24 protein-coding genes are annotated in these 24,305 nt (G+C 66.8%); 22 read left to right on the forward strand and 2 right to left on the reverse strand.

Going from position 1 to position 24,305, the window contains the following annotated elements:
* Nucleotides 1-14: 14 nt before the first annotated feature.
* The 12 genes from B4920_RS13215 (at nucleotide 15) to B4920_RS13270 (ending at nucleotide 11,148) form a co-directional block, all read left to right on the forward strand.
* Entirely contained in the window at nucleotides 15-2,474 is a 2,460-nt protein-coding gene (locus B4920_RS13215; RefSeq protein ID WP_079435159.1) for an RND family transporter, read from the forward strand.
* A gap of 142 nt (nucleotides 2,475-2,616) precedes the next feature.
* Entirely contained in the window at nucleotides 2,617-3,345 is a 729-nt protein-coding gene (locus tag B4920_RS13220; RefSeq protein WP_079435160.1) for an SDR family oxidoreductase, read from the forward strand.
* Between the two features lies 1 nt (nucleotide 3,346).
* Nucleotides 3,347-4,144, forward strand: a complete 798-nt coding sequence (locus tag B4920_RS13225; RefSeq protein ID WP_079435161.1) for an SDR family oxidoreductase — start codon at nucleotides 3,347-3,349, stop codon at nucleotides 4,142-4,144.
* A gap of 11 nt (nucleotides 4,145-4,155) precedes the next feature.
* Nucleotides 4,156-4,695 carry a VOC family protein gene (locus B4920_RS13230; protein WP_079435162.1) on the forward strand — a complete coding sequence of 180 codons (540 nt, stop codon included), beginning with the start codon at nucleotides 4,156-4,158 and terminating at the stop codon, nucleotides 4,693-4,695.
* Between the two features lie 10 nt (nucleotides 4,696-4,705).
* Nucleotides 4,706-5,479 carry a ThuA domain-containing protein gene (locus B4920_RS13235; protein ID WP_079435163.1) on the forward strand — a complete coding sequence of 258 codons (774 nt, stop codon included), beginning with the start codon at nucleotides 4,706-4,708 and terminating at the stop codon, nucleotides 5,477-5,479.
* A 117-nt stretch (nucleotides 5,480-5,596) separates the two neighbouring features.
* Nucleotides 5,597-6,355: an SDR family NAD(P)-dependent oxidoreductase gene (locus B4920_RS13240; protein ID WP_079435164.1), complete on the forward strand. Its 759-nt coding sequence runs from the start codon at nucleotides 5,597-5,599 to the stop codon at nucleotides 6,353-6,355.
* Between the two features lie 16 nt (nucleotides 6,356-6,371).
* A complete protein-coding gene (locus tag B4920_RS13245; RefSeq protein ID WP_079435165.1) occupies nucleotides 6,372-6,986 on the forward strand; it encodes a glutathione S-transferase family protein in 615 nt (204 codons plus the stop codon).
* Nucleotides 6,987-7,029: 43 nt separating this feature from the next.
* Nucleotides 7,030-7,473 carry an SRPBCC family protein gene (locus B4920_RS13250; protein ID WP_079435166.1) on the forward strand — a complete coding sequence of 148 codons (444 nt, stop codon included), beginning with the start codon at nucleotides 7,030-7,032 and terminating at the stop codon, nucleotides 7,471-7,473.
* A gap of 28 nt (nucleotides 7,474-7,501) precedes the next feature.
* On the forward strand, nucleotides 7,502-8,551 hold the full coding sequence (locus tag B4920_RS13255) for an NAD(P)-dependent alcohol dehydrogenase (protein ID WP_254050931.1): 1,050 nt from the start codon (nucleotides 7,502-7,504) through the stop codon (nucleotides 8,549-8,551).
* A gap of 19 nt (nucleotides 8,552-8,570) precedes the next feature.
* A complete protein-coding gene (locus tag B4920_RS13260; RefSeq protein WP_079435167.1) occupies nucleotides 8,571-9,398 on the forward strand; it encodes a cache domain-containing protein in 828 nt (275 codons plus the stop codon).
* 295 nt (nucleotides 9,399-9,693) lie between these two features.
* Nucleotides 9,694-10,788, forward strand: coding sequence for a tRNA (uridine(54)-C5)-methyltransferase TrmA (gene trmA, locus B4920_RS13265; RefSeq protein WP_079435168.1), 1,095 nt, complete (start codon nucleotides 9,694-9,696; stop codon nucleotides 10,786-10,788).
* 27 nt (nucleotides 10,789-10,815) lie between these two features.
* Nucleotides 10,816-11,148 carry a zinc ribbon domain-containing protein YjdM gene (locus B4920_RS13270; protein ID WP_079435169.1) on the forward strand — a complete coding sequence of 111 codons (333 nt, stop codon included), beginning with the start codon at nucleotides 10,816-10,818 and terminating at the stop codon, nucleotides 11,146-11,148.
* 40 nt (nucleotides 11,149-11,188) lie between these two features.
* On the opposite strand, the gene B4920_RS13275 is transcribed toward B4920_RS13270, so the two are convergent.
* Nucleotides 11,189-12,055, reverse strand: coding sequence for a hypothetical protein (locus tag B4920_RS13275; protein ID WP_079435170.1), 867 nt, complete (start codon nucleotides 12,053-12,055; stop codon nucleotides 11,189-11,191).
* A 136-nt stretch (nucleotides 12,056-12,191) separates the two neighbouring features.
* A complete protein-coding gene (locus tag B4920_RS13280) occupies nucleotides 12,192-13,394 on the reverse strand; it encodes a PleD family two-component system response regulator (protein ID WP_079435171.1) in 1,203 nt (400 codons plus the stop codon).
* 132 nt (nucleotides 13,395-13,526) lie between these two features.
* Here B4920_RS13280 and B4920_RS13285 point away from each other — a divergent pair, with 132 nt between their 5' ends.
* The 10 genes from B4920_RS13285 to B4920_RS13330 all read left to right on the forward strand — a co-directional run bounded on the left by B4920_RS13285 (nucleotide 13,527) and on the right by B4920_RS13330 (nucleotide 24,304).
* Complete coding sequence (locus tag B4920_RS13285; protein WP_079435172.1) at nucleotides 13,527-14,987, forward strand: NAD-dependent succinate-semialdehyde dehydrogenase; 1,461 nt, start codon at nucleotides 13,527-13,529, stop codon at nucleotides 14,985-14,987.
* A gap of 585 nt (nucleotides 14,988-15,572) precedes the next feature.
* Nucleotides 15,573-17,228 (forward strand): DUF1302 domain-containing protein, encoded by a 1,656-nt coding sequence (locus B4920_RS13290; protein WP_254050932.1) that lies wholly within the window; start codon nucleotides 15,573-15,575, stop codon nucleotides 17,226-17,228.
* Between the two features lie 22 nt (nucleotides 17,229-17,250).
* The gene (locus B4920_RS13295) at nucleotides 17,251-18,636 is read left to right on the forward strand and encodes a DUF1329 domain-containing protein (protein WP_079435173.1); all 1,386 of its coding nucleotides are present in this window, start codon (nucleotides 17,251-17,253) and stop codon (nucleotides 18,634-18,636) included.
* Between the two features lie 64 nt (nucleotides 18,637-18,700).
* Nucleotides 18,701-19,126, forward strand: a complete 426-nt coding sequence (locus tag B4920_RS30745) for an SDR family oxidoreductase (protein ID WP_079435174.1) — start codon at nucleotides 18,701-18,703, stop codon at nucleotides 19,124-19,126.
* Nucleotides 19,123-19,629, forward strand: coding sequence for a nuclear transport factor 2 family protein (locus tag B4920_RS13305; RefSeq protein ID WP_079435175.1), 507 nt, complete (start codon nucleotides 19,123-19,125; stop codon nucleotides 19,627-19,629). Before B4920_RS30745 ends, B4920_RS13305 begins: the two co-directional genes overlap by 4 nt.
* Nucleotides 19,630-19,764: 135 nt before the next feature.
* The gene (locus B4920_RS13310; protein WP_079435176.1) at nucleotides 19,765-21,165 is read left to right on the forward strand and encodes an SRPBCC family protein; all 1,401 of its coding nucleotides are present in this window, start codon (nucleotides 19,765-19,767) and stop codon (nucleotides 21,163-21,165) included.
* Between the two features lie 18 nt (nucleotides 21,166-21,183).
* A complete protein-coding gene (locus tag B4920_RS13315) occupies nucleotides 21,184-21,969 on the forward strand; it encodes a glucose 1-dehydrogenase (RefSeq protein ID WP_079435177.1) in 786 nt (261 codons plus the stop codon).
* 8 nt (nucleotides 21,970-21,977) lie between these two features.
* Nucleotides 21,978-22,505, forward strand: coding sequence for a nuclear transport factor 2 family protein (locus B4920_RS13320; protein WP_161493302.1), 528 nt, complete (start codon nucleotides 21,978-21,980; stop codon nucleotides 22,503-22,505).
* 28 nt (nucleotides 22,506-22,533) lie between these two features.
* Entirely contained in the window at nucleotides 22,534-22,863 is a 330-nt protein-coding gene (locus tag B4920_RS13325; protein ID WP_079435179.1) for a Rieske 2Fe-2S domain-containing protein, read from the forward strand.
* 16 nt (nucleotides 22,864-22,879) lie between these two features.
* Nucleotides 22,880-24,304, forward strand: coding sequence for an SRPBCC family protein (locus B4920_RS13330; protein WP_079435180.1), 1,425 nt, complete (start codon nucleotides 22,880-22,882; stop codon nucleotides 24,302-24,304).
* Nucleotide 24,305 lies beyond the last annotated feature (1 nt).

The following is a 24,305-nucleotide window of genomic DNA, read 5'->3' on the forward strand; positions in this document are numbered from 1 at the left end:
TCAGTGTGAGTGCCATGGACCTTAGCCACAATCAGCAGCAGATGGCCGTGATCTCGGATCCGAAGGATTTCGACGAACGCTCCGGCAGCCTGCTCGAACGACTCATCTTCAACAACCGGGCGCTGCTCGTGCTCGGCTGCCTGGTGATCACCCTCTTCTTCGCCTTCCAGCTGCGCGGCATGACGGTGAACGCCAGCTTCGACAAGATGCTGCCCCACAGCCATCCCTACATCGCCAACTACCTGGAAAACCGGGAGCAGTTGCGCGGTCTCGGGGATTCGGTGCGGGTCGTCATCGAGAACCCCAAGGGCGACATCTTCGACGCCGACTACCTCGCCACCCTGGCCAAGATCAACGACGAGATCTTCATCCTGAAGGGCGTCGACCGGGCCTGGATGAAGTCCATCTTCACGCCGGTGGTGCGCTGGGTCGAGGTGACCGAGGAAGGCTTCACCGGCGGCCCGGTGCTGCCCAACGACTACGACGGCTCGGCCAAGTCCATCGAGGATCTGCGCATCAATATCGGCCGCGCCGGCGTGGTGGGCAGCCTGGTGGCCAACAACTACACCTCGAGCATGATCCAGATCCCGCTGCTGGCCAAGGACGGCGACGGCAACGCGGTCAATTACCACGACCTGTCGAAGTCGCTGGAAGACATCCGCGCCCGCTACGCCAGCGGCCCGGACGCCAAGGTCAACATCTACGTGATCGGCTTCGCCAAGCTGGCCGGCGACCTCATCGACGGCCTGCAGAAGGTGATGGCCTTCTTCGCCATCGCTGCGGTGATCGCCACCATCATCATCTACATGTTCACCCGCTGCGTGCGCAGTACCGGTCTGGTGCTGTTCTGCTCGCTGGTGGCGGTGATCTGGCAGCTCGGCCTGGTGGTGACCTTCGGCTACGGCCTCGACCCGTTCTCGATCCTGGTGCCCTTCCTGGTCTTCGCCATCGGCATCAGCCACGGCGCCCAGAAGATGAACGGCATCATGCAGGACGTCGGCCGCGGCACCCACAAGCTGGTGGCGGCCCGCTACACCTTCCGCCGCCTGTTCCTGGCCGGCCTCACCGCGCTACTGGCCGACGCGGTGGGCTTCGCGGTGCTGATGGTGATCGACATCCCGGTGATCCGCGAACTGGCGATGACCGCCAGTCTCGGCGTGGCGGTGCTGATCACCACCAACCTGATCCTGCTGCCGGTGCTGCTGTCCTATGTCGGCGTCAGCCCGGCGGCCGCCAGGCGCAGCCTCAAGGAAGAGAGCGACGAGATCAAGGGCCGCGGCATGGGCAAGCTGTGGGCCTGCCTGGACCACTTCACCGAGCGCCGCTGGGCGACCATCGCCATCGTCGCCAGCACCGTGCTCGGCGTGATCGGCTTCGTCGTCTCCCACGACCTGAAGATCGGCGACCTGGACGCCGGTGCGCCCGAATTGCGCCCGGACTCCCGCTACAACCAGGACAACGCCTTCATCACCGCCAACTACGGCATCTCCAGCGACGTGTTCGCGGTGATGGTGAAGACGCCGCCGGACAGCTGCCGCTCCTTCGAGACCCTCACCGAGACCGACCGCCTGAGTTGGCACCTGGCCCAGGTGCCCGGCGTGCAGCAGACGGTGTCCCTGGCCGACACGGTGCGCAACTACACCGCCGGCGGCTTCGAGGGCAACCCGAAGTGGATCACCGTCAGCGACAACCAGGGCCTGATCGACGCGCAGATCGGCAACGCGATGAGCTGGAACTCCGAGTTCCTCAACACCCAGTGTTCGCTGATCCCGGTGCTGGCCTTCCTGTCCGACCACAAGGCCGAGACCCTCGACCGCGTCGTCGCCGCGGCCAGCGAGTTCGCCGCCCAGCACGACACCAAGGATCGCCAGTTCCTGCTGGCGGCCGGTAGCTCCGGCGTCGATGCGGCCACCAACATCGTGGTCCGCGAAGCCAACCGCACCATGCTGCTTTACGTCTATGCGTCGGTGATCCTGCTGTGCGCGATCACCTTCCGCAGCTGGCGGGCGGTGGTGGTGGCGGTTCTGCCGCTGGTCCTCACCTCGGTGCTGGCCGAAGCCCTGATGGTCAAGCTGGGCATCGGCGTGAAGGTCGCGACGCTGCCGGTGGTGGCCCTCGGCGTCGGCATCGGCGTGGATTACGCGCTGTACCTGCTCAGCGTGCAGCTGGCCCAGCAGCGCATGGGTTACTCCCTCGGTGAGGCCTACCAGCGCTCGGTGGCCTTCACCGGCAAGGTGGTGGCACTGGTCGGCGTGACCCTCGCCGCCGGCGTGATCACCTGGGCCTGGTCGCCGATCAAGTTCCAGGCCGACATGGGCATCCTGCTGACCTTCATGTTCCTGTGGAACATGCTCGGCGCGCTGATCCTGATCCCGGCCCTGTCCCACTTCCTGCTCAAGGGCGAGACCGTGAAGAACCACGTCATGACCCCCGCGGAAAAGGCGCTGATGCCGGAGGAGGCGCTGCAGGACTGAGTCTTGCGCCCGGACGCCGGGAAAGTGGCGGTCCCCAGATTGGTCCCGGCGTCCGTTTTTTATGCAAAGAATCAAGTCTGTTTTTTAAAGTGAGTCCGCCCCTCGAGGCGGGCCGCGCAGATCGACCGAAGGAGACAAAAGAATGGCACGTGTGAATGGAAAGGTAGCCCTCGTCACCGGCGCTGCGTCCGGCCTCGGCCGCGCCGATGTGCTGGCGCTGGCGCGCGAAGGGGCGCGGGTGGTCGTCACCGATCTCAACGAGGACGCCGGCCAGGCCCTCGCCAAGGACATCGACGGGGTCTTCGTGCGCCACGACGTGCGCAGCGAGGACGACTGGCACAAGGCCGTAGGCACCGCGCTGGAGCGCTTCGGCAAGCTCGACATCCTGGTGAACAACGCCGGCATCGTGGTGCCGGCCGACATCGAGACGGCCACGCTGGAACAGTACCGGCTGCTCAACGCGATCCACGCCGAGGGCACCTTCCTCGGCTGCCAGGCCGCCATCAGGGCGATGAAGGCCAACCCCGGCGCCACCGGCTCGATCATCAACATCTCGTCCCTGTCGGCGATCCGCGGCTTTCCGGGGGTCATCACCTACGCCGCCGCCAAGGGGGCGATCCTGGCGCTGACCACCACCCTCGCCGCGCACATCCGCGAGAAGGGCTATGGCATGCGCTGCAACGCGATCCTGCCCGGAATGATCAACACCCCGCTGCTGGCGGCGGTCGGCGCCGACACGCTGCCCGGCCTCGGCCAGCCCACCGACGTGGCCAACACGGTGCTGTTCCTGGCATCCGATGAGTCGCGCCACATGAGCGGCGCCCACATCGTTCTCGACAACGCTTCATCGATCATCGGCGGAGGAGCCTGACATGGCAGCCAGCAAGAAACTCGAAGGCAAGGTGGCGATCGTTCTCGGCGCCGCCGGCAAAGACAACATGGGCCAGGTCATCGCCCGCCGCTTCCATGACGAAGGCGCACGGGTCGTCGTCGCCGGCCGCAAGCTGGACGAGCTGGACCGCTTCGCCAGGACCATCGGCGGCGCGGCTTACCAGTGCGACATCACCAGCAAGGACGAGGTCGCGGCCCTGTTCGCCTTTGCCAAGGACTGGGGCGGCCGCGTGGACATCGCGGTGAATGCCACCGGCTGGGGCCTGCTGAAGGGCTTCACCGAAACCACCGTGGCGGAGATCGACCAGATCACCGACCTGCAGTTCAAGGGCCCGTTCTACTTCTGCCAGGCGGCGGTGGATACGCTGGCCAAGGGCGGCTCGATCATCCAGATCAGCTCGGCGACCGCCACCATCATGCTCAACGACCACGCCGCCTACATGGGCACCAAGGCCGGCACCGACCACGTGATCCGCTGCGTCGCCCACGAGTTCGGCGAGCGCGGCATCCGCGCCAACTCCATCTCGCCGGGGCTCACCGACACGCCGATGACGGCCGGCGCCAAGGACGTGCCGGGCCTCTTCGACAGCTTCCTGTCCGGCTACCCGCTGGGGCGCATCGGCACCAAGGAGGACATCGCCGCCGCCGCCGTGTGGCTGGCCAGCGACGAGTGCTTCATGACCGGCCAGAACCTGCAGGTGAATGGCGGCCTGACCCTGCGCCGCAACCCCACCCGCGAAGAAATCCAGGCCGCCGTCGCCGCGGCGGCCCAGGCTTGAGGAGCGCCGCGATGAGCAATCAATCCCTCATCAGCCGCCTCGGCAGCGTGATGCAGATGGCCTACGTACCGGCCGACGTGCCCGGCGCGCTGCGCTACTGGACCGAGACGATGGGCGTCGGCCCGTTCTTCAAGCTGTCCAACATCGCCGTCGATGCCGCCAAGTACAAGGGCGAGCCGGCCAGCATCGACTTCTCGGTGTACATCGCCTACTGGGGCGACACCCAGGTGGAGATCATCGAGCAGCACAACGACGCACCGTCGATCTATAAAAGCTGGCGCAGCGAGGGCCGCGAAGGCCTGCACCATGTGTGCATCGTCGTCGCCGACATGGCCAGGGCGCGGGGGATCTGCGCCGAGGCCGGCGCCACGGTGCTGCAGGAGATCTGGCTGCCCGGCGGCGGCGAGGCGATCTACGTGGATGCGGGCGGCGGCCCGGGCAGCTTGATCGAGATGATCTGCTTCCCGCCGGACAACTACGCCTTCTTCGACGTGATGCGCGATGCCGCCCGCCACTGGGACGGCAGCGAGCCGATCCGCGCGGTGGGCTGAGGAGGCGGCGATGAGCGACAGCAACACGCCCGGCCGCATCGACTGCGTGCTGGTGGCTTCCGGCAAGTTCCACGACATCGACTTCGCGCGCCTCGAACTGCTCAAGCTGCTCGGCGAGGACGAGCGTATCCGCGTGCGGGTCTTCGAGGACTACTCGAACCTCGACGCGATCCGTAACGCGGCCTTCCTGGTGACCTACACCTGCGACGTGATCCCCAGCCTCGACGAGCAGGAAGCCCTGCGCGCCTGGGTGGCCGGCGGCGGGCGCTGGTACGCGCTGCACGGCACCGCGTCGATCCTGCGCTTCCTCGACAACGGCCTGGTGGATTCGCCGGCGCTGGCGCCGCACTTCATGGAAACCCTCGGCAGCCAGTTCATCGCCCATCCGCCGATCGGCCCCTACCGGGTCGGGGTGGCCGACCCGAAGCACGAGCTGGTGCAGGGCATCGAGCCCTTCGAGGTGGTGGACGAGCTCTACCTGTCCGACATCCACGCCGAACTGCACGTGCTCCTCGACACCGAATTCGAAGGCGAGGGCACCGGCTTCGCGCGCAGCAAGTGGAAGCGCGCCCGCCACCCGGTGCTCTACCTGCGCCCCATCGGCGCCGGCGCGGTGCTCTACCTGACCCTCGGCCACTGCCGCGGCCACTACGACATGCAGCCCTTCATGGACTACTGGCCCGAGAAGCAGAAATGCGCGTGGGAGCAGCCGGTGTTCTACGAGCTGCTGCGCCGGGGCATCGCCTGGGGCAAAGGCCGGGCCGAACCGGCGGCGGGCGAATGAATTCGCCCCCACGAAAAGGCAGCACCGACATGTAGGGGCGAATTCATTCGCCCACCGCACACAAGCAAGATCAGACGGGCGCCAGCCCGCCGCACTTCACTCGAAAGGAAGAGACAAATGGAACTCGGACTGCGCGGTAAGAAAGTCATCATCAACGGCGGCAGCCGCGGCATCGGCAAGGCGGCGCTGGAAATCTACGCGGCGGAAGGCTGTGACATCGCCTTCTTCTCCCGCGACAAGCAACGCGTCGAGCAGACCGTCGGCGAGCTGCGCCAGCACGGCGGCAAGGTCATCGGCGACGCCTTCGACATGAACGACGGCGCTGCCTACCAGGCCTGGCTGACCAGCGCCGCCGAGCGCCTGGGCGGCTGCGACATCTTCATCCACAACGCCAGCTCGTCCGGTGCCCAGGGCACCACCGACTGGGACATGACGTTCCGCCTCGACATGATGGGCGCCGTCACCGGCTGCCAGACCCTCGAGCCCTTCCTCGAGAAGTCCGAATCCCCGTCGGTGATCCTGATGTCCAGCACCGCGGCCGTGGAGACCTTCATCTACCCGCAGGCCTTCAACGCCATCAAGGCGGCCATCATCACCTACGCCAAGCAGCTGTCCCAGCTGTGGGCCGCCAAGCAGATCCGCGTCAACACGGTGTGCCCCGGCCCCATCGCCTACCCGGGCGGCAACTGGTCGATGATCAAGGAGGCGATGCCCGAGCTGTACGACAAGACCCTCTCCGAGATGCCCCTCGGCCGCTTCGGCGCGCCGGAGGACGTGGCCCGCGCGATGGTTTTCCTGTCCAGCCCGGCGGCCTCCTACATCACCGGTACCAACCTGGTGATCGACGGCGGCTACACCAAGCGCGTGCAGTTCTGAGCGGAGAGCGCCGGCCATGAAGCTGTACACCTCCATCGGACCCAACCCGCGCGTCGTCAGGATGTTCGCCGCCGAGAAGGGCCTTTCCCTCGACCACGTGGTGGTGGACATCATCGCCGGCGAGAACCGCCAGCCTGCCTGGCAGGCCATCAACCCGACCGGCACGACGCCGGTGCTGGAACTGGAGGGCGGCCTGCGCATCGCCGAGACCACCGCGATCTGCGAGTACCTGGAGGAGTTCCGGCCGGCGCCGGCGCTGATCGGTGCCACGCCGGAGGCCCGCGCCGTCACGCGCATGTGGTGGCGGCGGGTGGACCTGCTGGTGGTCCAGCCGATGACCGCCGGCTTCCGCGGTGCCGAGGGCCTGTCGTTGTTCCAGAAACGGGTGCGCTGCCTGCCCCAGGCTGCCGACGATCTCAAGCAGAGCGCCCGCGAGGGCCTCGCGTGGTTCGAGGCGCAGCTCGGCGACAAGCCGTATATTGCCGGCGACGCGCTGACTGTGGCCGACCTCCTGCTGTTCTGCTTCGTGGAGTTCGGCGCGCTGGTGGGGCAGGGGCTCGATCCCGCCCATCGGCGCCTCGCCGCCTGGCGCGAACGCATTGCGGCACGGCCGTCGGCCGCGCTGCCGTAGCCGTGAGCACAGCACCCCGATAAATAAAAAACCCGGAGACACCATGCACCAGATCACCACCCATCACGACTTCGACGCCCCCGCCGCGCTGCTGTGGGACCTCCTCGCCGACTTCGCCCACATCGAACGCTGGTGGCCGCAGGACGTGCCGGCCGTGCAGATCGAGCGCGTCGAGCTCGAAGGCGAGGGCATCGGCCTGACCCGCCACATCTACAACAAGGGCTTTGCCGCGCCGGTCAGCGAACGGCTGGATTTCCAGGATCCGGCGACGATGACCTACAAGCTGTCCATCGTCGGCCAGCGCCCCGCCGGCATCACCGCCTACCAGGCCACCGGGCGCATCGAAGCGCTGGCCGGCGGGCGCAGCCGCCTCAACTACCACAGCGAATTCACCACCGAATCCGGCCAGCCTGATGAGGCCGACGCCTTCCTGCGCATGGCCTACGAACTGATGTTCCAGGGCCTCGCCGCCGCTACTTCCCGCTGACACCCGCCGCCCCGCGAAGGATGCATCCATGAGCATGAAAGCTGTCCGCTTCACCGTTCCGGGCGCGCCGCCCATCGTCGAGGAAGTCCCGATCCCGCAGCCTGGCCCCGGCCAGGTGCTGGTCAGGATCGGTGGCGCCGGCGTGTGCCATTCTGACCTCCATGTGCTGGACCATGGCGCGATGCATTTCCATGGCCCCTTCACCCTCGGCCACGAGAACGCCGGCTGGGTGGCCGCGCTGGGCGCCGGCGTTACCGGCCTGAAGGAGGGTGATCCGGTGGCGGTGTTCGGCTTCTGGGGCTGCGGCCATTGCCACGCCTGTCTGCTGTCGATGGAGGCCTACTGCGAGAACTGGGAGAGCCTGCCCAACAACGGCGGCGGCATCGGCACCGACGGTGGCATGGCCGAATACATGCTGGTGCCCTCGCCGCGCCTGCTGGTGCCGCTGGGCAGCTTGGCGCCGCGGGAGGCCGCGCCGCTGACCGACGCGGCGCTGACGCCCTACCACGCCATCAAGCGCGGCCTGCACCTGCTGACGCCGGATGCGACGGCGGTGGTGATCGGCGTCGGCGGCCTCGGCCACATGGCGGTGCAGCTGTTGCGCGTGCTGTGCGGCGCCCGCGTGGTGGCGGTGGACGTGGACGACCGCAAGCTGGAGCACGCCCGCCAGCTGGGCGCCGAACTGGTGGTCAATTCCCGCCACGCTGCGGCGGCAGCCGAGCAGATCAGCGCCTTCACCGGCCGGCGCAAGGCGGCGCTGGTGCTGGACTTCGTTGGCATCCAGCCGACCCTCGATCTGGCCGTGCAGCTGGTCGGCCGCAACAGCCAGCTGACGGTGGTCGGCGTCGGTGGCGGGACGATCCCGCTGACCCAATGGACGCTGCCCTTCGGCTGCTCGGTGAGTACCCCGCTGTGGGGCTCCCGTGCCGAGCTGATGGAAGTCATGGCGCTGGCCCAGAGCGGGCGCATCCATGTGGATGCCAGCTACTTCGGCATCGAGCAGGGGCCGCAGGTGCTGCAGGACCTGCGTGACGGAAAACTGGTCGGGCGCGGCGTGCTGGTGCCGGACCTGGTCTGAACGACGAAAGGAAGAACCGATGTTCCCCAAATTTGCTGCCGCGTTGCTGGTGTCGAGCGCGCTGCTGGCCCAGGCCGCCGAGGACGAGGCCAGACAGGCCCAGGCGCTGCTCGCCAAGGCCGTGGCCTACTACAAGGACAAGCAGGACCTGGCCCTCGGCGCCTTCAGCCGCCAGGGCGAATTCCTGACCCCCAGCCTGTACGTGTACGTGCTGGACAGCAAGGGCACCATGCTGGCCAGCGGCGGCTCGTCGGCCGCGCTGATCGACCGCAACGTGGCCGACATGAAGGATGCCGCCGGCAAGCCCTTCTTCCGCGAGATGCTCGACGTCGCCAAGGCCAAGGGCGGGGGCTCGGTGGAGTACCGCTGGCTGAACCGCCGCGATGGCAAGGTGGAGCGCAAGCTGACCTATTTCGAGCAGGTCAAGGACCGCATCATCGCCGTCGGCTACTACCTGCCCCACGGCAGCCCCGAGCAGGCCCGGGCGCTGCTGGAGCGGGCCGCCGCCGCCGCGAAGGACGACCCGGCCAAGGCCATCGCCGCCTTCAACGAGCTCAACGGCAGCTTCAGCGAGGACGACCTCTACGTCTTCGCGATCGGCCTCGACGACAAGCGCTTCAAGGCCCACGGCGCCATCCCGCGCCTGGTCGGCAGCGACGCGCTGGCCCTCCGGGACGCCGACGGCAAGCCTTTCATCGAGGCGCTGCTGGCCCGCGTGAAGGACAAGGATCAGGGCGAGATCGACTATGCCTGGCGCAACACCGTCACCAGCAAGGTCGAGCGCAAGCACACCCTGCTGCGCAAGGTCGGCGGGCTGGTGGTGGCGGTCGGCTACTACCCGCACTGAGGGGGGGCGCGATGCCGGCAGCGCTGAGCGGCTGCTACTGGACGCAGGCCGGCAACTACGTGTTCGGCGCCGACGACCACGGCCCGACGGTCCTGCACCAGCGCCGCCCGCCTGTTCGGCTGAACGAAGGGGACTTTGGAAGGGGGCGAATGTAAAGTCCCTGCAGCAAGGGCCGCAGCATCGCGCAGGGGCTGGATGGCAGGGCGGCATCGCCGTGGGCCGGGGACAGGCGTATAGTCCGTCCTCCGCTGCCGGCCGGCCCGTGGCCGGGGCGAATTGGACGTGCCCGAACACCATGCCCTTGCCCAGCTTCAACCCCGCCGACTACGAATCCCAGCTGGTCGCCAAGGTCGCGCGCTTCAAGCAGGATTTCGCGCCCTTCGGCCTGCCCGAGCCGGACGTGTTCCGCTCCGCGCCGCTGCATTACCGGCTGCGCGCCGAGTTCCGCATGTGGCACATGGGGCCGCGGGTGGATTACGCGATGTTCGACCCGGCCGAGCCCAAGGTGCCGGTGGTCATCGACGACTTTCCGCCGGCCTGCGAGCCCATTGCCCGCGCCATGCCGGTGCTGCGCGAGCGTCTGATGGCCAGCGAGGCCCTCAAGCGCAAGATCTTCCAGGTGGATTTCCTTGCCACGCTGAGCGGCGAGCTGATGATCTGCCTGGTCTACCACCGTCCCCTCGACGCCGCCTGGGAGGCCGCCGCCACTGAGCTGGCCGCCGACATGGGGGTGCAGGTGATCGGCCGCAGCCGCAAGCAGAAGATCGTCATCGGCCGCGACTGGTTGCTGGAGTCCTTCGAGCTGGACGGCCGTACGCTGCGCTACAAGCAGATCGAGGGCAGCTTCACGCAGCCCAACGGTGGGGTTAACCGCCAGATGCTCGGCTGGGCCTGTGCCCAGGCCCGCGGGCTGGGTGGCGACCTGCTGGAGCTGTACTGCGGCAACGGCAACTTCACCATCGCGCTGGCGCCCCATTTCGGCCGCGTGCTGGCCACCGAGGTCAGCAAGTCGTCGGTGCATGCCGCCCACTACAACCTCGAAGCCAACGCCATCGACACGGTGGCGATGGTGCGCATGTCCAGCGACGAGATCAGCGACGCGCTGGCCGGCGGCCGCGAATACCGCCGCATGAAGGACGTGGACCTGGCCGGTTACAACTTCACCACGTTGTTTCTCGATCCGCCGCGCAGTGGCCTCGACGCGCCAACCGTCGCGCTGGCCCGCGGTTTCGACAACATCCTGTACATCTCCTGCAACCCGGAGAGCCTGCGCGACAACGTCGCCGCGCTGCAGGACAGCCACGCCATTGCCGCCTCGGCGGCCTTCGACCAGTTTCCCTACACACACCACCTGGAGTGCGGCGTGCTGCTGAAGAAGCGCAGCGCCTGAACTCCGCAACCGATACAGGAAATCTCCATGAGCAGTCTGCCCAAGTGCCCTCAGTGCGGCTCCGAATACACCTACGAGGACGGTGCCAACTTCGTGTGCCCCGAATGCGCCCACGAGTGGCCGCAGGCGGCGCCCGCCGAGGAACAGAAGGTCGTCCGCGACGCCAACGGCAATGTGCTGCAGGACGGCGACAGCGTCACCGTGATCAAGGACCTGAAGGTCAAGGGCTCGTCCTCGGTGGTGAAGGTCGGCACCAAGGTCAAGAACATCCGCCTGGTGGACGGCGACCACGACATCGATTGCAAGATCGATGGCTTCGGCGCGATGCAGTTGAAGTCGGAGTTCGTGAAGAAGGCTTGAAGAGGCCTTGCAGTAGCCCTGACGACGGCCCGCGCGGCCGTCAGTAGCGCAGCGCCCGCTCTGCGGGCCGCCGGCTCGCCACCAGGCGCAGCAGGGCGCGCGCCGGCGCTGGCGTCGGGACGTGGATCAGCGCGATGCTGAGCCACACCGCGACGCTGAAGTAGAGGGACATCCACACCATCTCGCTCTGCCAGTCGGCCCAGCGGTGGGACACCACCCAGCGGCTGGAGGCGTCCAGCACGCCTTGGGCGAGGCTCAGGTAGGGGCGGCCGTGGGCTTCATCGGCCAGCCAGCGGGCCCAGTACATTGGTACATCCACGCCGAACATGTAGAACACATAGCCGACGCCAGCCACGCACCACAGGGCCAGCAGCGGTCGCTGGGCCACCGCCAGACGCGGCCACACGGCCAGCAGGCCGACCACCAGCAGCGCCGCGCTGACGCCCCATAGGGATTCCTCGATGACGTGGCCGAGGTTGGCGGTGGTCAGCACCGCGTACCAGGAGCAGGTTTCCGCCACCACGATCAGCGGCACGATGACGTTCGACGCCAGCCGGCCGGGTGTGCTGCGGGTGGCCTGGGCGGCTTCGCGCAGCATCAGCGCCCACTGGGTGACGAAGCACAGTTCGGCGATGGTCGCCACCGAGCGGCCGACGATCACGCTGGACAGCCAGGAGTCGAACAGGCACAGGCGCGGCACGTCGAAGACCGGCAGGAAGGAGCGGTAGGCACAGCCGAACACGTAGCCCGCCGACAGCAGCAGCTGCCAGCGTCGCCACCCGTAGGCCTCGGCCGAAAGAAGACCCTGGCGCCGGTTGAGTGCGGAAGCGGACCACAGCCAGGCCAGGATGTTGAGCCCGGCCACCGCGCACAACAGCGACCACCACGAAAACACGCTGATTGTCATGATGGGGTAACGCTAGGATGCTATGGCGATCCCGTCAAGGAAGGTTTGCGGCGGGTTTGATCCAGGTAAAAGGAAACCGCTCCACGGAACCCGTTGGGGCGAGGGGGGAGCCCGGGACGCTGGGGCCCGGGCCCGCCTAGAACAGCTCGACCGCGTTGTGGCTGCGTCCCGCGTTGAGTGCCTGCAGCACCTGGGCGAACTGGGTGTCGAAGTCGCCGCCGCTGGCCAGGCGTTCGAGGATGCGCTGGATGGCCTGTTCCATCGTGGCGTTGATCGTCGCTTCCTGGGTCTGGCTGGTGTTGAGCCAGCCGTAGGTCTTCTCGATGCTGTCCACCATCTCCTGCAGCAACAGGCGGGTGTCGCGCATTGCGGCCTTGTTCTGTTCGCCGAGGCCCGTCAGCGCCACTTCGGCCTCGCTGAGGGCGATCTGCAGCTGTTCGGCGCGCTTCTGGCCTTCCTGGCGGATGTCCACATTGACCGACAGGGCCTCCGCCGATTCGGCGAGGATCACCAGGCTGTCGCGCAGGATGCCGGCCCTCTCGGTTTCCTCGGTCTCGTCGGGCATGTCGGAGACGATGATCGACACCCGGTCGTAGTTCACCACCAGGCGCCGCTTGAACTGGAACAGGCGGCCCATTTCGGAGACGTGGTCGAGGATGGATTGTTCGAGGGCCGTGGGCTCGCCGTGGTCGGTGACTGCGGTGGCCTCGCCGTCCGGGTGGCGGACCAGCACGCAGGATGTGAGGCCGAGCTCCTGGATCGCCGCCAGCAGACTGTCGGCCAGGGCGCGGTAGTCGTGGCTGGCGATGCTCTTGCGCATGAAGTCGAGCAGGATGCCGGTCTGGCTGACGCTCGACAGGAAGCCCATCGCCATCCGCTCGAGGGCCTTCTTTTCCTCGGCCAGCGCGGCCGCGGCGCGGTACTGGCGGATCGCCACGGCCACCTTGCGCTGGAAGATGTCGGCATTGACCGGCTTGGTGATCAGGTCGGTGCCGCCGGCATCGAAGGCCTTCAGGTGTTCCTCGAGGGACTGGTGGCCAGTCACGAAGAGGATCGGCACGCTGGTGAAGGCGCGCAGGCGGCGGCAGGTCTCGTAGCCATCGATGCCGGGCATCTCCACGTCCAGCACGATCAGGTCCGGCGTCTGTCCGACGCACAACTCCAGTGCCTCGCTGCCCGACGAGGCGGTCAGCACGTCGAAATGGCGGGCCAGGATGGCGCGGTGGAAGGCACGGGTGACTTTTTCGTCGTCCACGATCAGCACGCGGCCGCCGATTTCCTCGGTGTCGTCGACCGCCTGACCCTGTTCGTCGGTTCTGCCGGGAGCATATCTGTGCATGGAGTTGTTTCCTTGCTTTTCTTATCGTTGGACAATCGACACCGATTTTAACGGTTTGACGTGCACGGAAAGAGTGAGCCCATCACATTTCCTGAATGTTGTAGTGCGCTTGCTTCTCGCGAAAGGAAAATAATGAAACTTAAGGACAATTCCCTGCTGCGCCGGCAGGCTTTCATCGATGGCGAATGGGTTGCTGCGGCCGGTGGAGAGACCCATCCGGTGGTGAATCCGTCCACCGGCGCCGAGATCGCCCGCGTACCCGACATGGGAGCCGACGAGACCCAGCGCGCCATCGACGCCGCGGCGCGGGCGTTGCCGGCCTGGCGCGCCCGTTCGGCCAAGGACCGGGCCGGGCTGCTGCGCCGCTGGTATGAGCTGATCATGGCCAATCAGGACGACCTGGCGCTGCTGATGACCTGCGAACAGGGCAAGCCGCTGGCCGAGGCGCGCGGTGAGGTGGCCTATGGCGCGTCCTTCGTCGAATGGTTCGCCGAGGAGGGCAAGCGCGTGTATGGCGAGACCATCCCGGCGCCGACCCCCGACAAGCGCCTGCTGGCCATCCGCCAGCCGGTTGGTGTCACCGTGGCGATCACGCCGTGGAATTTCCCGATCGCGATGATCACCCGCAAGGTTGCGCCGGCCCTGGCGGCGGGCTGCACCTCGGTGGTCAAGCCGGCCGAGGCGACGCCGCTGTGCGCGCTGGCGCTGGCCGAGTTGGCCCAGCGGGCCGGCATCCCGGCCGGCGTGCTGAACATCGTCACCACGGCCCGGCCGGCGGTGGTCGGCGGCGTGCTGACCGCCAGCCCGGTGGTGCGCAAGCTGTCGTTTACTGGCTCCACGCCGGTCGGCAAGCGCCTGATGGCCCAGTGTGCCGACACGGTCAAGCGGTTGTCGCTGGAACTCGGCGGCAACGCGCCCTTCATCGTCTTCGACGACGCCGACCTGGACGCAGCAGTGGCCGGAGCCATCGCCTCCAAGTACCGCAATGCCGGCCAGACCTGCGTGTGCGCCAACCGCATCCTGGTGCAGGACGGCATCTATGACGCCTTCGCGGCCCGCCTCGCCGAGGCGGCCGCCGCGCTGCAGGTGGACGACGGCCTGGCCGCCGGCGCCCAGGTCGGCCCGCTGATCAACGCGGCAGCGCTCGAAAAGGTGGAAAGCCTGGTCGGCGACGCGCTGGCCAAGGGGGCGCGGGTTGTCACCGGCGGCGCGCGCCACCCGCGTGGGGGCTGGTTCTACACACCGACGGTGCTGGCCGGCATCACCGCCGACATGCGTATCGCCCGCGAAGAAATCTTTGGCCCGGTGGCGCCGTTGTTCCGCTTCAAGACCGACGACGAGGCCATCGCGCTGGCCAACGACACGCCCTACGGCCTGGCGGCCTACTTCTATTCCCGCGACATCCACCGCGTGTGGCGTGTCGCCGAGGCGCTGGAATACGGCATGGTCGGCATCAACGAGGGCCTGATCTCCAACGAGATGGCGCCTTTCGGCGGGGTCAAGGAATCCGGCGTCGGCCGCGAGGGCTCCCGCCACGGCATCGACGAGTACCTGGAGATCAAGTACCTGTGCATGGGCGGCCAGCGGCCGTAAGCGGCGTCTCCCGGGCGTTGCGCGGGGATGGCTCGCGGAGCCCCTGACGCAGGGGCGTCTGCAGTCCGGGCTGCGGTGGAATCGCGCCCGGCGCCATGTCTCGGGAAGGGATGTTTTTTGCACATCGGGCTTGAAAGGAGTTTTTGCCCAGAGTAATATAAAAACGAACAAGACTGTTTTTGATTGTTTGACGCGAGCTTTGCGCAGTCGCCGTTCCGCTGAACGGGGACACCCTTGAATTCATCGTCACCGTTGTCCCTGCGCCTGCTGGCCGAGGGAACCGGTGCGGGAGTCCGTCAGATGCTTCAATACGCTTTTGGCTTCATCTTCCCGGGCAGCAACACTGTCCGCGCCTTTCTTCGAACCTGCCCCTCGGGTGGGTGACGCATCCCGTTCCCGGACTGCCGGGACTCCGCCTTATCCGTTTCCCCGTTTCCTGCATGGTCGGTCGGCACGCCCGGTCGTGGCGTCGCTTTGCCATTGGGAAGAAAGGAGTCGTCGCACAAGCAAAATAAAAAGATGTTGATTTGTTTTTAATGTGTGGTTCGCCCGGTATGGACGACCACATCCAAAGGAGGAGAACGAGTGCACAACAAGAAAAGAAAATTGCGTGCCGCCCGCGTTGGCGGCATTGCGCTGAACCTCGTCGGCGGGACCGCGCTGCTGATGGCGAGCATGCAGGCCGGCGCTTTCGAGATCGACACCGACAACCCGGACGTGAAGATCCGCTGGGACAACACGCTGAAGTACAACGCCGGCTGGCGCGCCGAAGGGCGCGACAACAAGCTCGGCGACAACTGGGTATCGCAGGCTACCAACTATGGCTGGAACTCCGGTGACCTGGTGACCAACCGGGTGGACGTGCTGTCGGAATTCGATTTCATCTACAAGCAGCACCATGGCTTCCGCGTGTCCGCCACGGCCTGGAACGACTTCGCCTACACCAGCCGCGTGCATGGCAATCCGGCCTACCAGGCGGCCGGGCTGGGTACCGCTTACCCGAACAACAGCTTCACCAAGCACGTGGAGCGCTGGTACAAGGGATCGGGCGAGCTGCTCGACGCCTTTGCCTTCACCCGTGTGGATGTGGCCGAGGTGCCGATCAACCTGCGCGTCGGCCGCCACAACGTGTATTGGGGCGAGTCCCTGTTCACCTTCGCCAACAGCATCGCCTACGGCCAGGGTCCGCTGGATCTGCGCAAGGCGACCTCCACGCCCGGCGTCGAGGCGAAGGAGCTGTTCCTGCCGCAGAACCAGGTGTCGCTGGGCGCCCAGCTGACCCCCAGCATCAGCGTCGCCGCCAACTACTACCTGCAGTGGGACCCGCACCGCCTGCCGGAAGGCGGCACCTACCTGGGCGGCGCCGATCTGAGCTTCCTCGGCGGCACCAACTACCTCGGCTATCCGGTCGTCGGCGATCTGTCCACCGGCCCCAACCGCAAGCCCGGCAACACCGGCAGCTGGGGCGTGATGGGCAAGCTCCGCTCGGAACTGATCGGCGGTGACGTCGGCGTCTATTACCGCCGTTTCGACGACCGTTACCCGACCATGGTGAGCGGTCCGGACTACATGTACAACGCCTATGCCAAGGACGTGAAGCTCTACGGCCTGAGCCTGTCGAAGCAGATCGGTTCGGTGTCCTTCGGCGCCGAGGCATCGCGCCGGGAAGGCACGGCGCTGGCCTCCAACGGCACCGGCCTGGCCCTTGGCAACACCTGGCACGCGCTGGCCAACGTGATCGCCTACTTCGGCAAGACGCCGCTGTATGACTCGGCGCCGCTGACCGTCGAAGTGAACTACGTGCGCCTCGACGACGTGAATGGCGACACCGCGGCCTTCTTCAAGCACAAGGACTACGGCTGCACCACCGGCATCCGCTCCGGCTGCGCGACCAACGACGCGTGGGGCTTCAACGTGGCCTTCACGCCGACCTGGTTCCAGGTCCTGCCTGGCGTCGATGTGACCCTGCCGATCAACTACAGCCGCGGCCTCAAGGGCAATTCGCCGGTGCCGCTCGGGCCGGGTGAGAACTCCGGTGCGTGGAGCCTGGGTGTCGGCCTCGACATCTTCTCCAAGTACACCGTGAACCTCTCCTACAACGACTACTTCGGCGGCTACAGCATGGGCCCCAACCCGGTCGCCGTGCCCGGCGTCGCCAGCGAAGTGTGGCAGGGCACCAACGGCAGCGGCGTCCTGCGCGACCGCGGCTGGGTCTCCCTGACCGTCAAGGCTACCTTCTGATCCAAGGAATAAAGGTTATCCCATGAAGACCTGTGCAAAGACCCTCACCCTGATGCTGGCCCTCGGCGCATCGGGCATTGCCGGCGCCGCGCTGACGCCGGAGGAAATCAAGCAGCTCGGCACCACCCTCACGCCGTGGGGCGCCATCAAGGCCGGCAATGCCGACGGCAGCATTCCCGCCTACAGCGGCGGCATCGAACCGCCGCCCAGCTACGATCCGAAGAAGCCCCAGTTCCGGCCCGACCCCTTCGCCAATGAGAAGCCGCTGTTCTCCATCACCGCCGCCAACATGGCCAAGTACGAGGACAAGCTGAGCGCCGGCCAGAAGGAGATGCTGAAGAAGTACGCCACCTTCCGCATCGACGTTTATCCGAGCCACCGCACCGCTAAGTACCCCAAGTACGTCATCGACAACACGCTGAAGAATGCCGCCAGCTGCGCGCTCGCGCCGAACCTGCTGCAGCTGGCCGGCACCTGCTTCGGTGGCGTGCCCTTCCCGATCCCCAAGAACGGCGCCGAGGTGATGTGGAACCGTACCCTCAAGTACGACCAGTACGCCTACCAGTCGCCGGGCCAGACCTCGACGCTGGTGGACCGCAGCGGCCGCCGCGTGGAAACCGGCTCCTTCGCCTACTGGCAGACCTATCCCCACTACGAGCCGGGCCGCAGCAAGCCGATCTCATCCGATGACATCCTCGAATACGGCCGTGTGGACTGGACCGGCCCGGCGCGCAAGGCCGGCGAGAAGCTGGTGCTGCACGATTCGGTGGACATGCTCAACGTCGGCCGCCGCGCGTGGACCTACCTGCCCGGCCAGCGCCGCGTGAAGCTGTCGCCGGACGTGGCCTACGACACCCCCAGCCCGGCCGGCGGCGGCGTCGGCACCGTGGATGACACCCAGGTCTTCTACGGCGCCCAGGACCGCTACAACTACAAGCTGGTGGGCAAGAAGGAGATCTTCATTCCTTACAACACCTTCAGGCTGCACGACGAGAAGCTGTGCCCCAGCGACAAGGTGTTCACCCCCAATCACCTCAACCCCGACTGCGTGCGCTGGGAACTGCACCGGGTATGGGTGGTGGAGGCCACGCTGAAGGAAGGCAAGCGCCATATCTACCCGCGCCGCACGATCTACTGGGACGAGGACATTCCGGCGGTCGGCATGGCCGACAACTATGACGATGCCGGCAAGATCTTCCGCGTCTCGCAGATCAACTACTACCCCTTCTACGAGACCACCGGCCACAACCCCCACGAGTTCGTCGTGCACGACCTGAACAGCGGGGCCTACGTCCGCCAGGCCTACACCCCGGCCGAGGGCGGCATGATGGTCGTCACCAAGCCGACGGAGGCCAAGCAGGCCGGCTTCTACGATTCGGCCGCCATCGCCCAGGAAGGCGTGCGCTGACCCGACGCCGGCCCGGCCTGCCTTTGCGGCGGGCCGGGCCGGTTGCTTTCATGAGGAGGGCTACATGAACAGACTGCAAGGCAAGGTGGCCATCGTCACCGGCGCCGCGTCGGGGCTGGGGGCGGCCGATGCGCGCCTGCTGGCCGCCGAGGGCGCACGGGTGGTGCTCACCGACATCAACGCCGAGCAAGGAGAGGCGGTGGCGAAGGGCGCGATCCTGGCCATGACCCGCAGCATCGCCGTGCATTGCCAGGAGCAGGGCTACGGTATCCGCTGCAACGTGATCCTGCCCGGCGCCCACGACACGCCGATGACCGCCGCCGCGCTGGCCTCCCTCGACGACGCCGCGGCCGGCCTCGAGCAGATCCACAACCACGGCCAGGGCAAGCCCGAGGACGTCGGCAACCTGGTGGTCTTCCTGGCCTCCGACGAATCCCGCCACATCACCGGCATCTCGGTGGTCATCGACAACGGGGAAACGATCCGATGAACGACCGCGAACTGCAGCAACTGCGCGCCGAGGTGGCCGACCTGGCGGCCCGCCGCGACATCCACCAGGCCCTCAACCACTACATGCGTGGCCAGGATCGCCTGTTGCCGGAAACCCAGCGCCTGGCCTTCCATCCCGACGCGTGGGTGGATTGCGGCCTGTTCGCCGGTCCGGCGGCGGCGTTCATCGACTTCGCCCAGGGCTTCCTGGCCGCCTGCGACGCCAGCCAGCACCTGATCGGCCAGGTCAGCATCACGCTGGACGGCCGCAAGGCGAAGGGCGAGGTGTATTTCATCGCCCACCACCGCATCACCGAGAACGGCGAGAAGAAGGACCTCTTCGTCGCCGGCCGCTATCACGACGAGTACGAAGATCGCGGCCAGGGCTGGAAGATCGCCCGCCGCAAGGAGATCGTCGACTGGGCCCGCACCGACGCGGCCGCCGACGCCTTCCTGAAGGACCAGCCGGCCCTGCACCTGGCCGCCCGCGGCGAGCTGGGCTGAGCCCGGCTGCCGCATTGCACAATATAAAAGACAGATCAATCTGTTTGTAGTGCGTTAATCTGCCGCCTCGGCGGCACCGGAAGCGCGCAGTGCCGAGCGGCGCAGCGCGTGACGCATCACGGAGGAGAAGCACCCATGAACCACCCGGCCGAAATCCTGCCGCCCGGCGCCGCCCGCTGCCCGGGGCCGAGCACCGCCGAAATCATCCGCGCCGACGGCGACCAGCCGCCGGCCCATCTCACCGAGCCGAGCTACCAGTTTCTCGGCGACGCCGACATCGCCTACGCCCGCTACACGTCCCGCGCCTTTCACGAGCTGGAAAAGGACAAGCTGTGGACCAAGGTGTGGCAATGGGCCTGCCGCGAAGACGACATTCCCGGCCCCGGCGACTATTTCCTCTATGAGATCACCGACAAGTCGGTGATCATCGTGCGCACCGAGAGTGGGGCGATCAAGGCCTATCCCAACGCCTGCCTGCACCGCGGCACCCAGCTCAAGCCGGCCGGCTCGGCCGGGCGCTCGAAGAACCTGCGCTGCCCCTTCCACGGCTTCACGTGGACGCTGGACGGCGCGCTCAGCGACGTACCCTGCCGCTGGGATTTTCCGCACATCCGCGACGAGGATTTCCAACTGCCGGCACTGAAGGTGGACACCTGGGGTGGCTTCGTCTTCATCAACTTCGACCAGGACGCGCCGCCGCTCGCCGAGCACCTGGGCGTGCTGCCGGCGCACTTCGCCAACTGGGACCTGGGTGCCAAGTTCACTGCGCGCCATGTGCGCAAGCTGCTGCCGGCCAACTGGAAGGCCTGCCTGGAAGCCTTCCTGGAGTCCTACCACGTGCTGGAGACCCATCCGCAGGGCGTGCTGACGGTGGGTGACGCCAACAGCCAGTACGACATTTACGGCGAGAGCGTGTCGCGCTTCGTGCATCTAGTGGGTTATCCGAGTCCCCACCTGAAGGAGACGTTCACCCAGCAGCAACTGCTCGACGCGCTGCTCGGCGAAGGCGTCGTGGAAGCCATTGCCGACGAGGACACCAAGCTGCGCGTACCCCCCGGCGGCACCGCTCGCCAGGTCTTCGCGCAGCACCTGCAACAGCTCTTCGGCAAGGCCTACGGCAAGGATTTCTCCCACCTCAGCGTGTCCGAGACCATCGACGCCATCGAGTACTGCTTGTTCCCCAACACCTGTCTGTTCCCGTCGCTGCTGTTCCCGATGGTCTATCGCTTCCGCCCCAACGGTGACGATCCGGATTCCTGCATCTTCGATCTGCTGTTCCTGCAGCCGGTACCCGATTCCGGCGTCCGCCCCGACCCGGCGGAGGTCATCGAGCTGGATTTCGAGCAGTCCTTCCACGAGGTGCCGGGCTTCGACCCTGGCCTGGCGACCATCTACGACCAGGACACCGGCAACCTCGGCGGCCAGCAGCGCGGCTTCAAGTCCAGCACCAAGCCGGGCCAGACCCTCGGCAACTATCAGGAAGTGCGCCTCCGCCAGCTGCACCAGACGCTGGACACGTTTCTCGGCAAAAAATGAATGAATCGGGAGTAAAACATGAATAAATTGCATGACAAGGTGGCCCTGGTCACGGGCGCTGCGTCCGGCATCGGCGCCGGCATTGCCCGCCGCTTCATTGCCGACGGGGCGACGGTGATGCTTACCGACATCAACGACGCCGCCGGTGCTGCACTGGCCGACGAGCTGGGCCCGCGTGCGGCCTACCTGCCCCTCGACGTGCGCGAGGAGGGTGCCTGGCAGGCCGCCATCGCCGAGGTGGAGCGGCGCTGGGGCCGCCTCGACATTCTGGTGAACAACGCCGGCATCTCCTTCCCGGCCCATATCGAGGCCGCCACGCTGGAAGACTGGCGCAAGCACATGCGCGTGCATGGAGAAGGCACTTTCCTCGGCTGCAAGTACGGCGTGGCGAGCATGAAGAAGCGCGGTGGCGGGGCCATCGTCAACGTGTCGTCCGTCGAGAGCATCCGCCCGGGCCCGCTGTTCGTCGCCTACGGCGCCGCCAAGGCCGCCCAGGATGCCGTCACCAAAACGGTGGCGCTGCACTGCGGCGAGCAGGGCTACAAGATCCGCTGCAACTCGGTGCACCCCGCCGCCACGCGCACTCCAAACCTCCAGCAGTATCTCGACGCCTCCGCCGATCCGGCCCGGCTGGAAGCCATCTATGCCGGCATGCAGCCGCTCAACCGGATTGCCGAGGTGGCTGAGATCGCCGCCGCGGTGGCCTTTCTGGCCAGCGACGAGGCGAGCTTCATGACCGGCCACCAGATGTACGTGGACGGCGGCGTGCTGGCCAAACCCTATCCCGCCGGCGAAGGCGCATGAGGAAAGACATGAACATCGAACAACTGGAACGGGCCGTCGCCGAGCTGCAGGCCAGGCAGGATCTGCACGATCTGAACGTGCGCTACGCCGAAGGCGTGGATCGCCGCGACCGCGCGCTGCTGGAAACCCTGTGGTGGCCGGACTCGGAGATCGACTTCGGGCTGTTCAAGGGGACCGGCCGGCAGTTCGCCGAGGTGATCAGCGCGCCGAACCCGGCGGTGGAGATCAGCTATCACTTCGCCTCCAACGAGCGCTTCGAGGTGGACGGCGACCAGGCCACCGGCCGCAGCTATGTGATCGGCGTGAGCGTGGCGGTCGCCGAGGATGGCACGAAGACCGACCACATGGTCGGTGGCCGCTACCTGGACCAGTACGCACGCCGCGACGGGATGTGGAAGTTCACGCGGCGCCTGTTCGTTGTGGACTGGATGTCCAGCCAGCCCGGCAGCGCCGTCTGGGATGCCGGCATCGGTGCGCTGGCGGCCCGCGGCCGGCCCGGCCCGGACGACGTGTCCTACACCTTCTTCAAATCATGAGCGTCGGCGACAGGCCTGGAGATCAATCATGAGTAACGCATTCCATTCCGTGCTGGACGCCGCCGAGTTGCCGCCCGGCGCCAGCAAGGCCGTACAGATCGACGGCCACAACATCCTGGTCGGCAATTCCGCCGGCGAGTTCTTCGCGGTGCAGAACCGCTGCACCCACCAGGATTCGCCCCTCGAAGGCGGGCGCATCCGCAACGGCCTGATCGCCTGCCCGCTGCACGGCGTGATGTTCGACGTGCGCACCGGTTGCGGCAAAGGCCAGATGGGCCGCGTGCCGCTGCGCACCTATGCGCTGCGGGTGGTGGAGGGGCGCATCGAGGTGTCCGTCGACATGCCGCTCACGGCCTGAGGGGGAGGGAGAGAGCATGAACGATCGCATTGCGATGCCGCTGATCCCCGGCGACGACGCCGGCCTGCCCCCGGGCGCCGACCGGTGTCCGGGTCCCAGCGCCCAGGACATCGTGGCCCGGGACCTCAATCCACCGCCGCAGGTCCTGCGGGAGTCCCGCTACGAGTTTCTCGGCGATGGGGACATCGATTACCGCCGCTACACCTCCCGGGAGCATTACGAGCAGGAAATGACCCACATCTGGGCCAAGACCTGGCAATGGGCTTGCCGCGAGGAGCACATTCCGCAGGTCGGCGACTACTACGTGTACGAGGTGGGCCACCATTCGGTGCTGGTGGTCCGCACGGAAGGCGGCATCAAGGCTTACTACAACGCCTGCCTGCATCGCGGCACCAAGCTGCGCCCGGAAGAGGGCATGGGATCGGCCCAGGAGCTGCGTTGCCCCTTCCATGGCTGGACGTGGACGCTTGAAGGTGCGCTGAAGAGCGTGCCCTGCGCGTGGGACTTTCTCCATGTGAAGCCGGAGGCCTACCGCCTGCCGGAGGTCCGCGTCGGCCTGTGGGGTGGCTTTGTCTTCATCAATATGGATGAGGATGCGCCGTCCCTGGAAGCCTACCTGGAGGTGCTGCCCGAGCATTTCCGCAATTGGGACCTGGGCCAGCGTTACACCGAGCTGCATCTGGGCAAGATCCTGCCCAGCAACTGGAAGACCGGCATGGAAGCCTTCATCGAGGCTTACCACGTGTTTGAGACGCACCCGCAGCTGCTCCGTGGGACCGGCGATGCCAATGTCCAGTACGACGTTTATGGCGAGCACGTGGCCCGCTTCTACGTGGCTCTCGGGGTGAGCAGCCCGCATCTGGAACAGCCCCTCAGCGAGCAGGAACTGGTGGACTCCATGCTGATCGGCGACCGTTCTGTGGTTGGTGACGAGCTGGTGGTGCGGGAGGGGGAGCGCGCCCGTACTGTGATGGCCCGCGTGCTGCGCAAGGTGCTCGGCGAGAAGTACGGCACCGATCTGTCGGGGGTGTCGGATACCGAGATCATCGACACCATCGAATACCACCTGTTCCCGAACATGGTGCTGTTCCCGGGCGTGTCGCTGCCGATGGTCTATCGCTTCCGGCCGCTCAAGGACGACCCGGAGCGTTGCCTGTTCGAAATCCTGTTCCTGCGCCCGCTCCCTCAAGAGGGCCTGCCCCCCGATCCCCCGGAGATGGTGCTGGTGAGCGAGGAGGAGTCCTATGCCGTGGTGCCGGGTATGGATCCGCTGCTGGCCAAGGTCTACGACCAGGACACGGCCAACCTGCGGGCCCAGCAGCAGGGCTTCCGGGCGTCGAAGAAGCCAGGCCAGACCCTCGGCAACTACCAGGAAATCCTCATCCGCCACTTCGAACGCACGGCCGACCGTTACCTGGCCCGTGGCCAGGCGGAGGGTTGAG

Origin of the sequence: Zoogloea sp. LCSB751 (assembly GCF_002028455.1) — a bacterium.
In the GTDB taxonomy this organism is placed as follows: Bacteria; Pseudomonadota; Gammaproteobacteria; order Burkholderiales; family Rhodocyclaceae; genus Zoogloea.

What these genes read in the sequence shown, in the direction of transcription:
- B4920_RS13330 (WP_079435180.1), top strand. Translation starts at nt 22,880, where the DNA reads ATGAACGATCGCATTGCGATGCCGCTGATCCCCGGCGACGACGCCGGC.
- B4920_RS13295 (WP_079435173.1), top strand. Translation starts at nt 17,251, where the DNA reads ATGAAGACCTGTGCAAAGACCCTCACCCTGATGCTGGCCCTCGGCGCA.
- B4920_RS13315 (WP_079435177.1), top strand. Translation starts at nt 21,184, where the DNA reads ATGAATAAATTGCATGACAAGGTGGCCCTGGTCACGGGCGCTGCGTCC.
- B4920_RS30745 (WP_079435174.1), top strand. Translation starts at nt 18,701, where the DNA reads ATGAACAGACTGCAAGGCAAGGTGGCCATCGTCACCGGCGCCGCGTCG.
- B4920_RS13260 (WP_079435167.1), top strand. Translation starts at nt 8,571, where the DNA reads ATGTTCCCCAAATTTGCTGCCGCGTTGCTGGTGTCGAGCGCGCTGCTG.
- B4920_RS13240 (WP_079435164.1), top strand. Translation starts at nt 5,597, where the DNA reads ATGGAACTCGGACTGCGCGGTAAGAAAGTCATCATCAACGGCGGCAGC.
- B4920_RS13245 (WP_079435165.1), top strand. Translation starts at nt 6,372, where the DNA reads ATGAAGCTGTACACCTCCATCGGACCCAACCCGCGCGTCGTCAGGATG.
- B4920_RS13325 (WP_079435179.1), top strand. Translation starts at nt 22,534, where the DNA reads ATGAGTAACGCATTCCATTCCGTGCTGGACGCCGCCGAGTTGCCGCCC.
- B4920_RS13310 (WP_079435176.1), top strand. Translation starts at nt 19,765, where the DNA reads ATGAACCACCCGGCCGAAATCCTGCCGCCCGGCGCCGCCCGCTGCCCG.
- B4920_RS13225 (WP_079435161.1), top strand. Translation starts at nt 3,347, where the DNA reads ATGGCAGCCAGCAAGAAACTCGAAGGCAAGGTGGCGATCGTTCTCGGC.
- trmA (WP_079435168.1), top strand. Translation starts at nt 9,694, where the DNA reads ATGCCCTTGCCCAGCTTCAACCCCGCCGACTACGAATCCCAGCTGGTC.
- B4920_RS13220 (WP_079435160.1), top strand. Translation starts at nt 2,617, where the DNA reads ATGGCACGTGTGAATGGAAAGGTAGCCCTCGTCACCGGCGCTGCGTCC.
- B4920_RS13280 (WP_079435171.1), bottom strand. Translation starts at nt 13,394, where the DNA reads ATGCACAGATATGCTCCCGGCAGAACCGACGAACAGGGTCAGGCGGTC.
- B4920_RS13250 (WP_079435166.1), top strand. Translation starts at nt 7,030, where the DNA reads ATGCACCAGATCACCACCCATCACGACTTCGACGCCCCCGCCGCGCTG.
- B4920_RS13215 (WP_079435159.1), top strand. Translation starts at nt 15, where the DNA reads ATGGACCTTAGCCACAATCAGCAGCAGATGGCCGTGATCTCGGATCCG.
- B4920_RS13255 (WP_254050931.1), top strand. Translation starts at nt 7,502, where the DNA reads ATGAGCATGAAAGCTGTCCGCTTCACCGTTCCGGGCGCGCCGCCCATC.
- B4920_RS13230 (WP_079435162.1), top strand. Translation starts at nt 4,156, where the DNA reads ATGAGCAATCAATCCCTCATCAGCCGCCTCGGCAGCGTGATGCAGATG.
- B4920_RS13270 (WP_079435169.1), top strand. Translation starts at nt 10,816, where the DNA reads ATGAGCAGTCTGCCCAAGTGCCCTCAGTGCGGCTCCGAATACACCTAC.
- B4920_RS13285 (WP_079435172.1), top strand. Translation starts at nt 13,527, where the DNA reads ATGAAACTTAAGGACAATTCCCTGCTGCGCCGGCAGGCTTTCATCGAT.
- B4920_RS13320 (WP_161493302.1), top strand. Translation starts at nt 21,978, where the DNA reads ATGAACATCGAACAACTGGAACGGGCCGTCGCCGAGCTGCAGGCCAGG.
- B4920_RS13235 (WP_079435163.1), top strand. Translation starts at nt 4,706, where the DNA reads ATGAGCGACAGCAACACGCCCGGCCGCATCGACTGCGTGCTGGTGGCT.
- B4920_RS13275 (WP_079435170.1), bottom strand. Translation starts at nt 12,055, where the DNA reads ATGACAATCAGCGTGTTTTCGTGGTGGTCGCTGTTGTGCGCGGTGGCC.
- B4920_RS13305 (WP_079435175.1), top strand. Translation starts at nt 19,123, where the DNA reads ATGAACGACCGCGAACTGCAGCAACTGCGCGCCGAGGTGGCCGACCTG.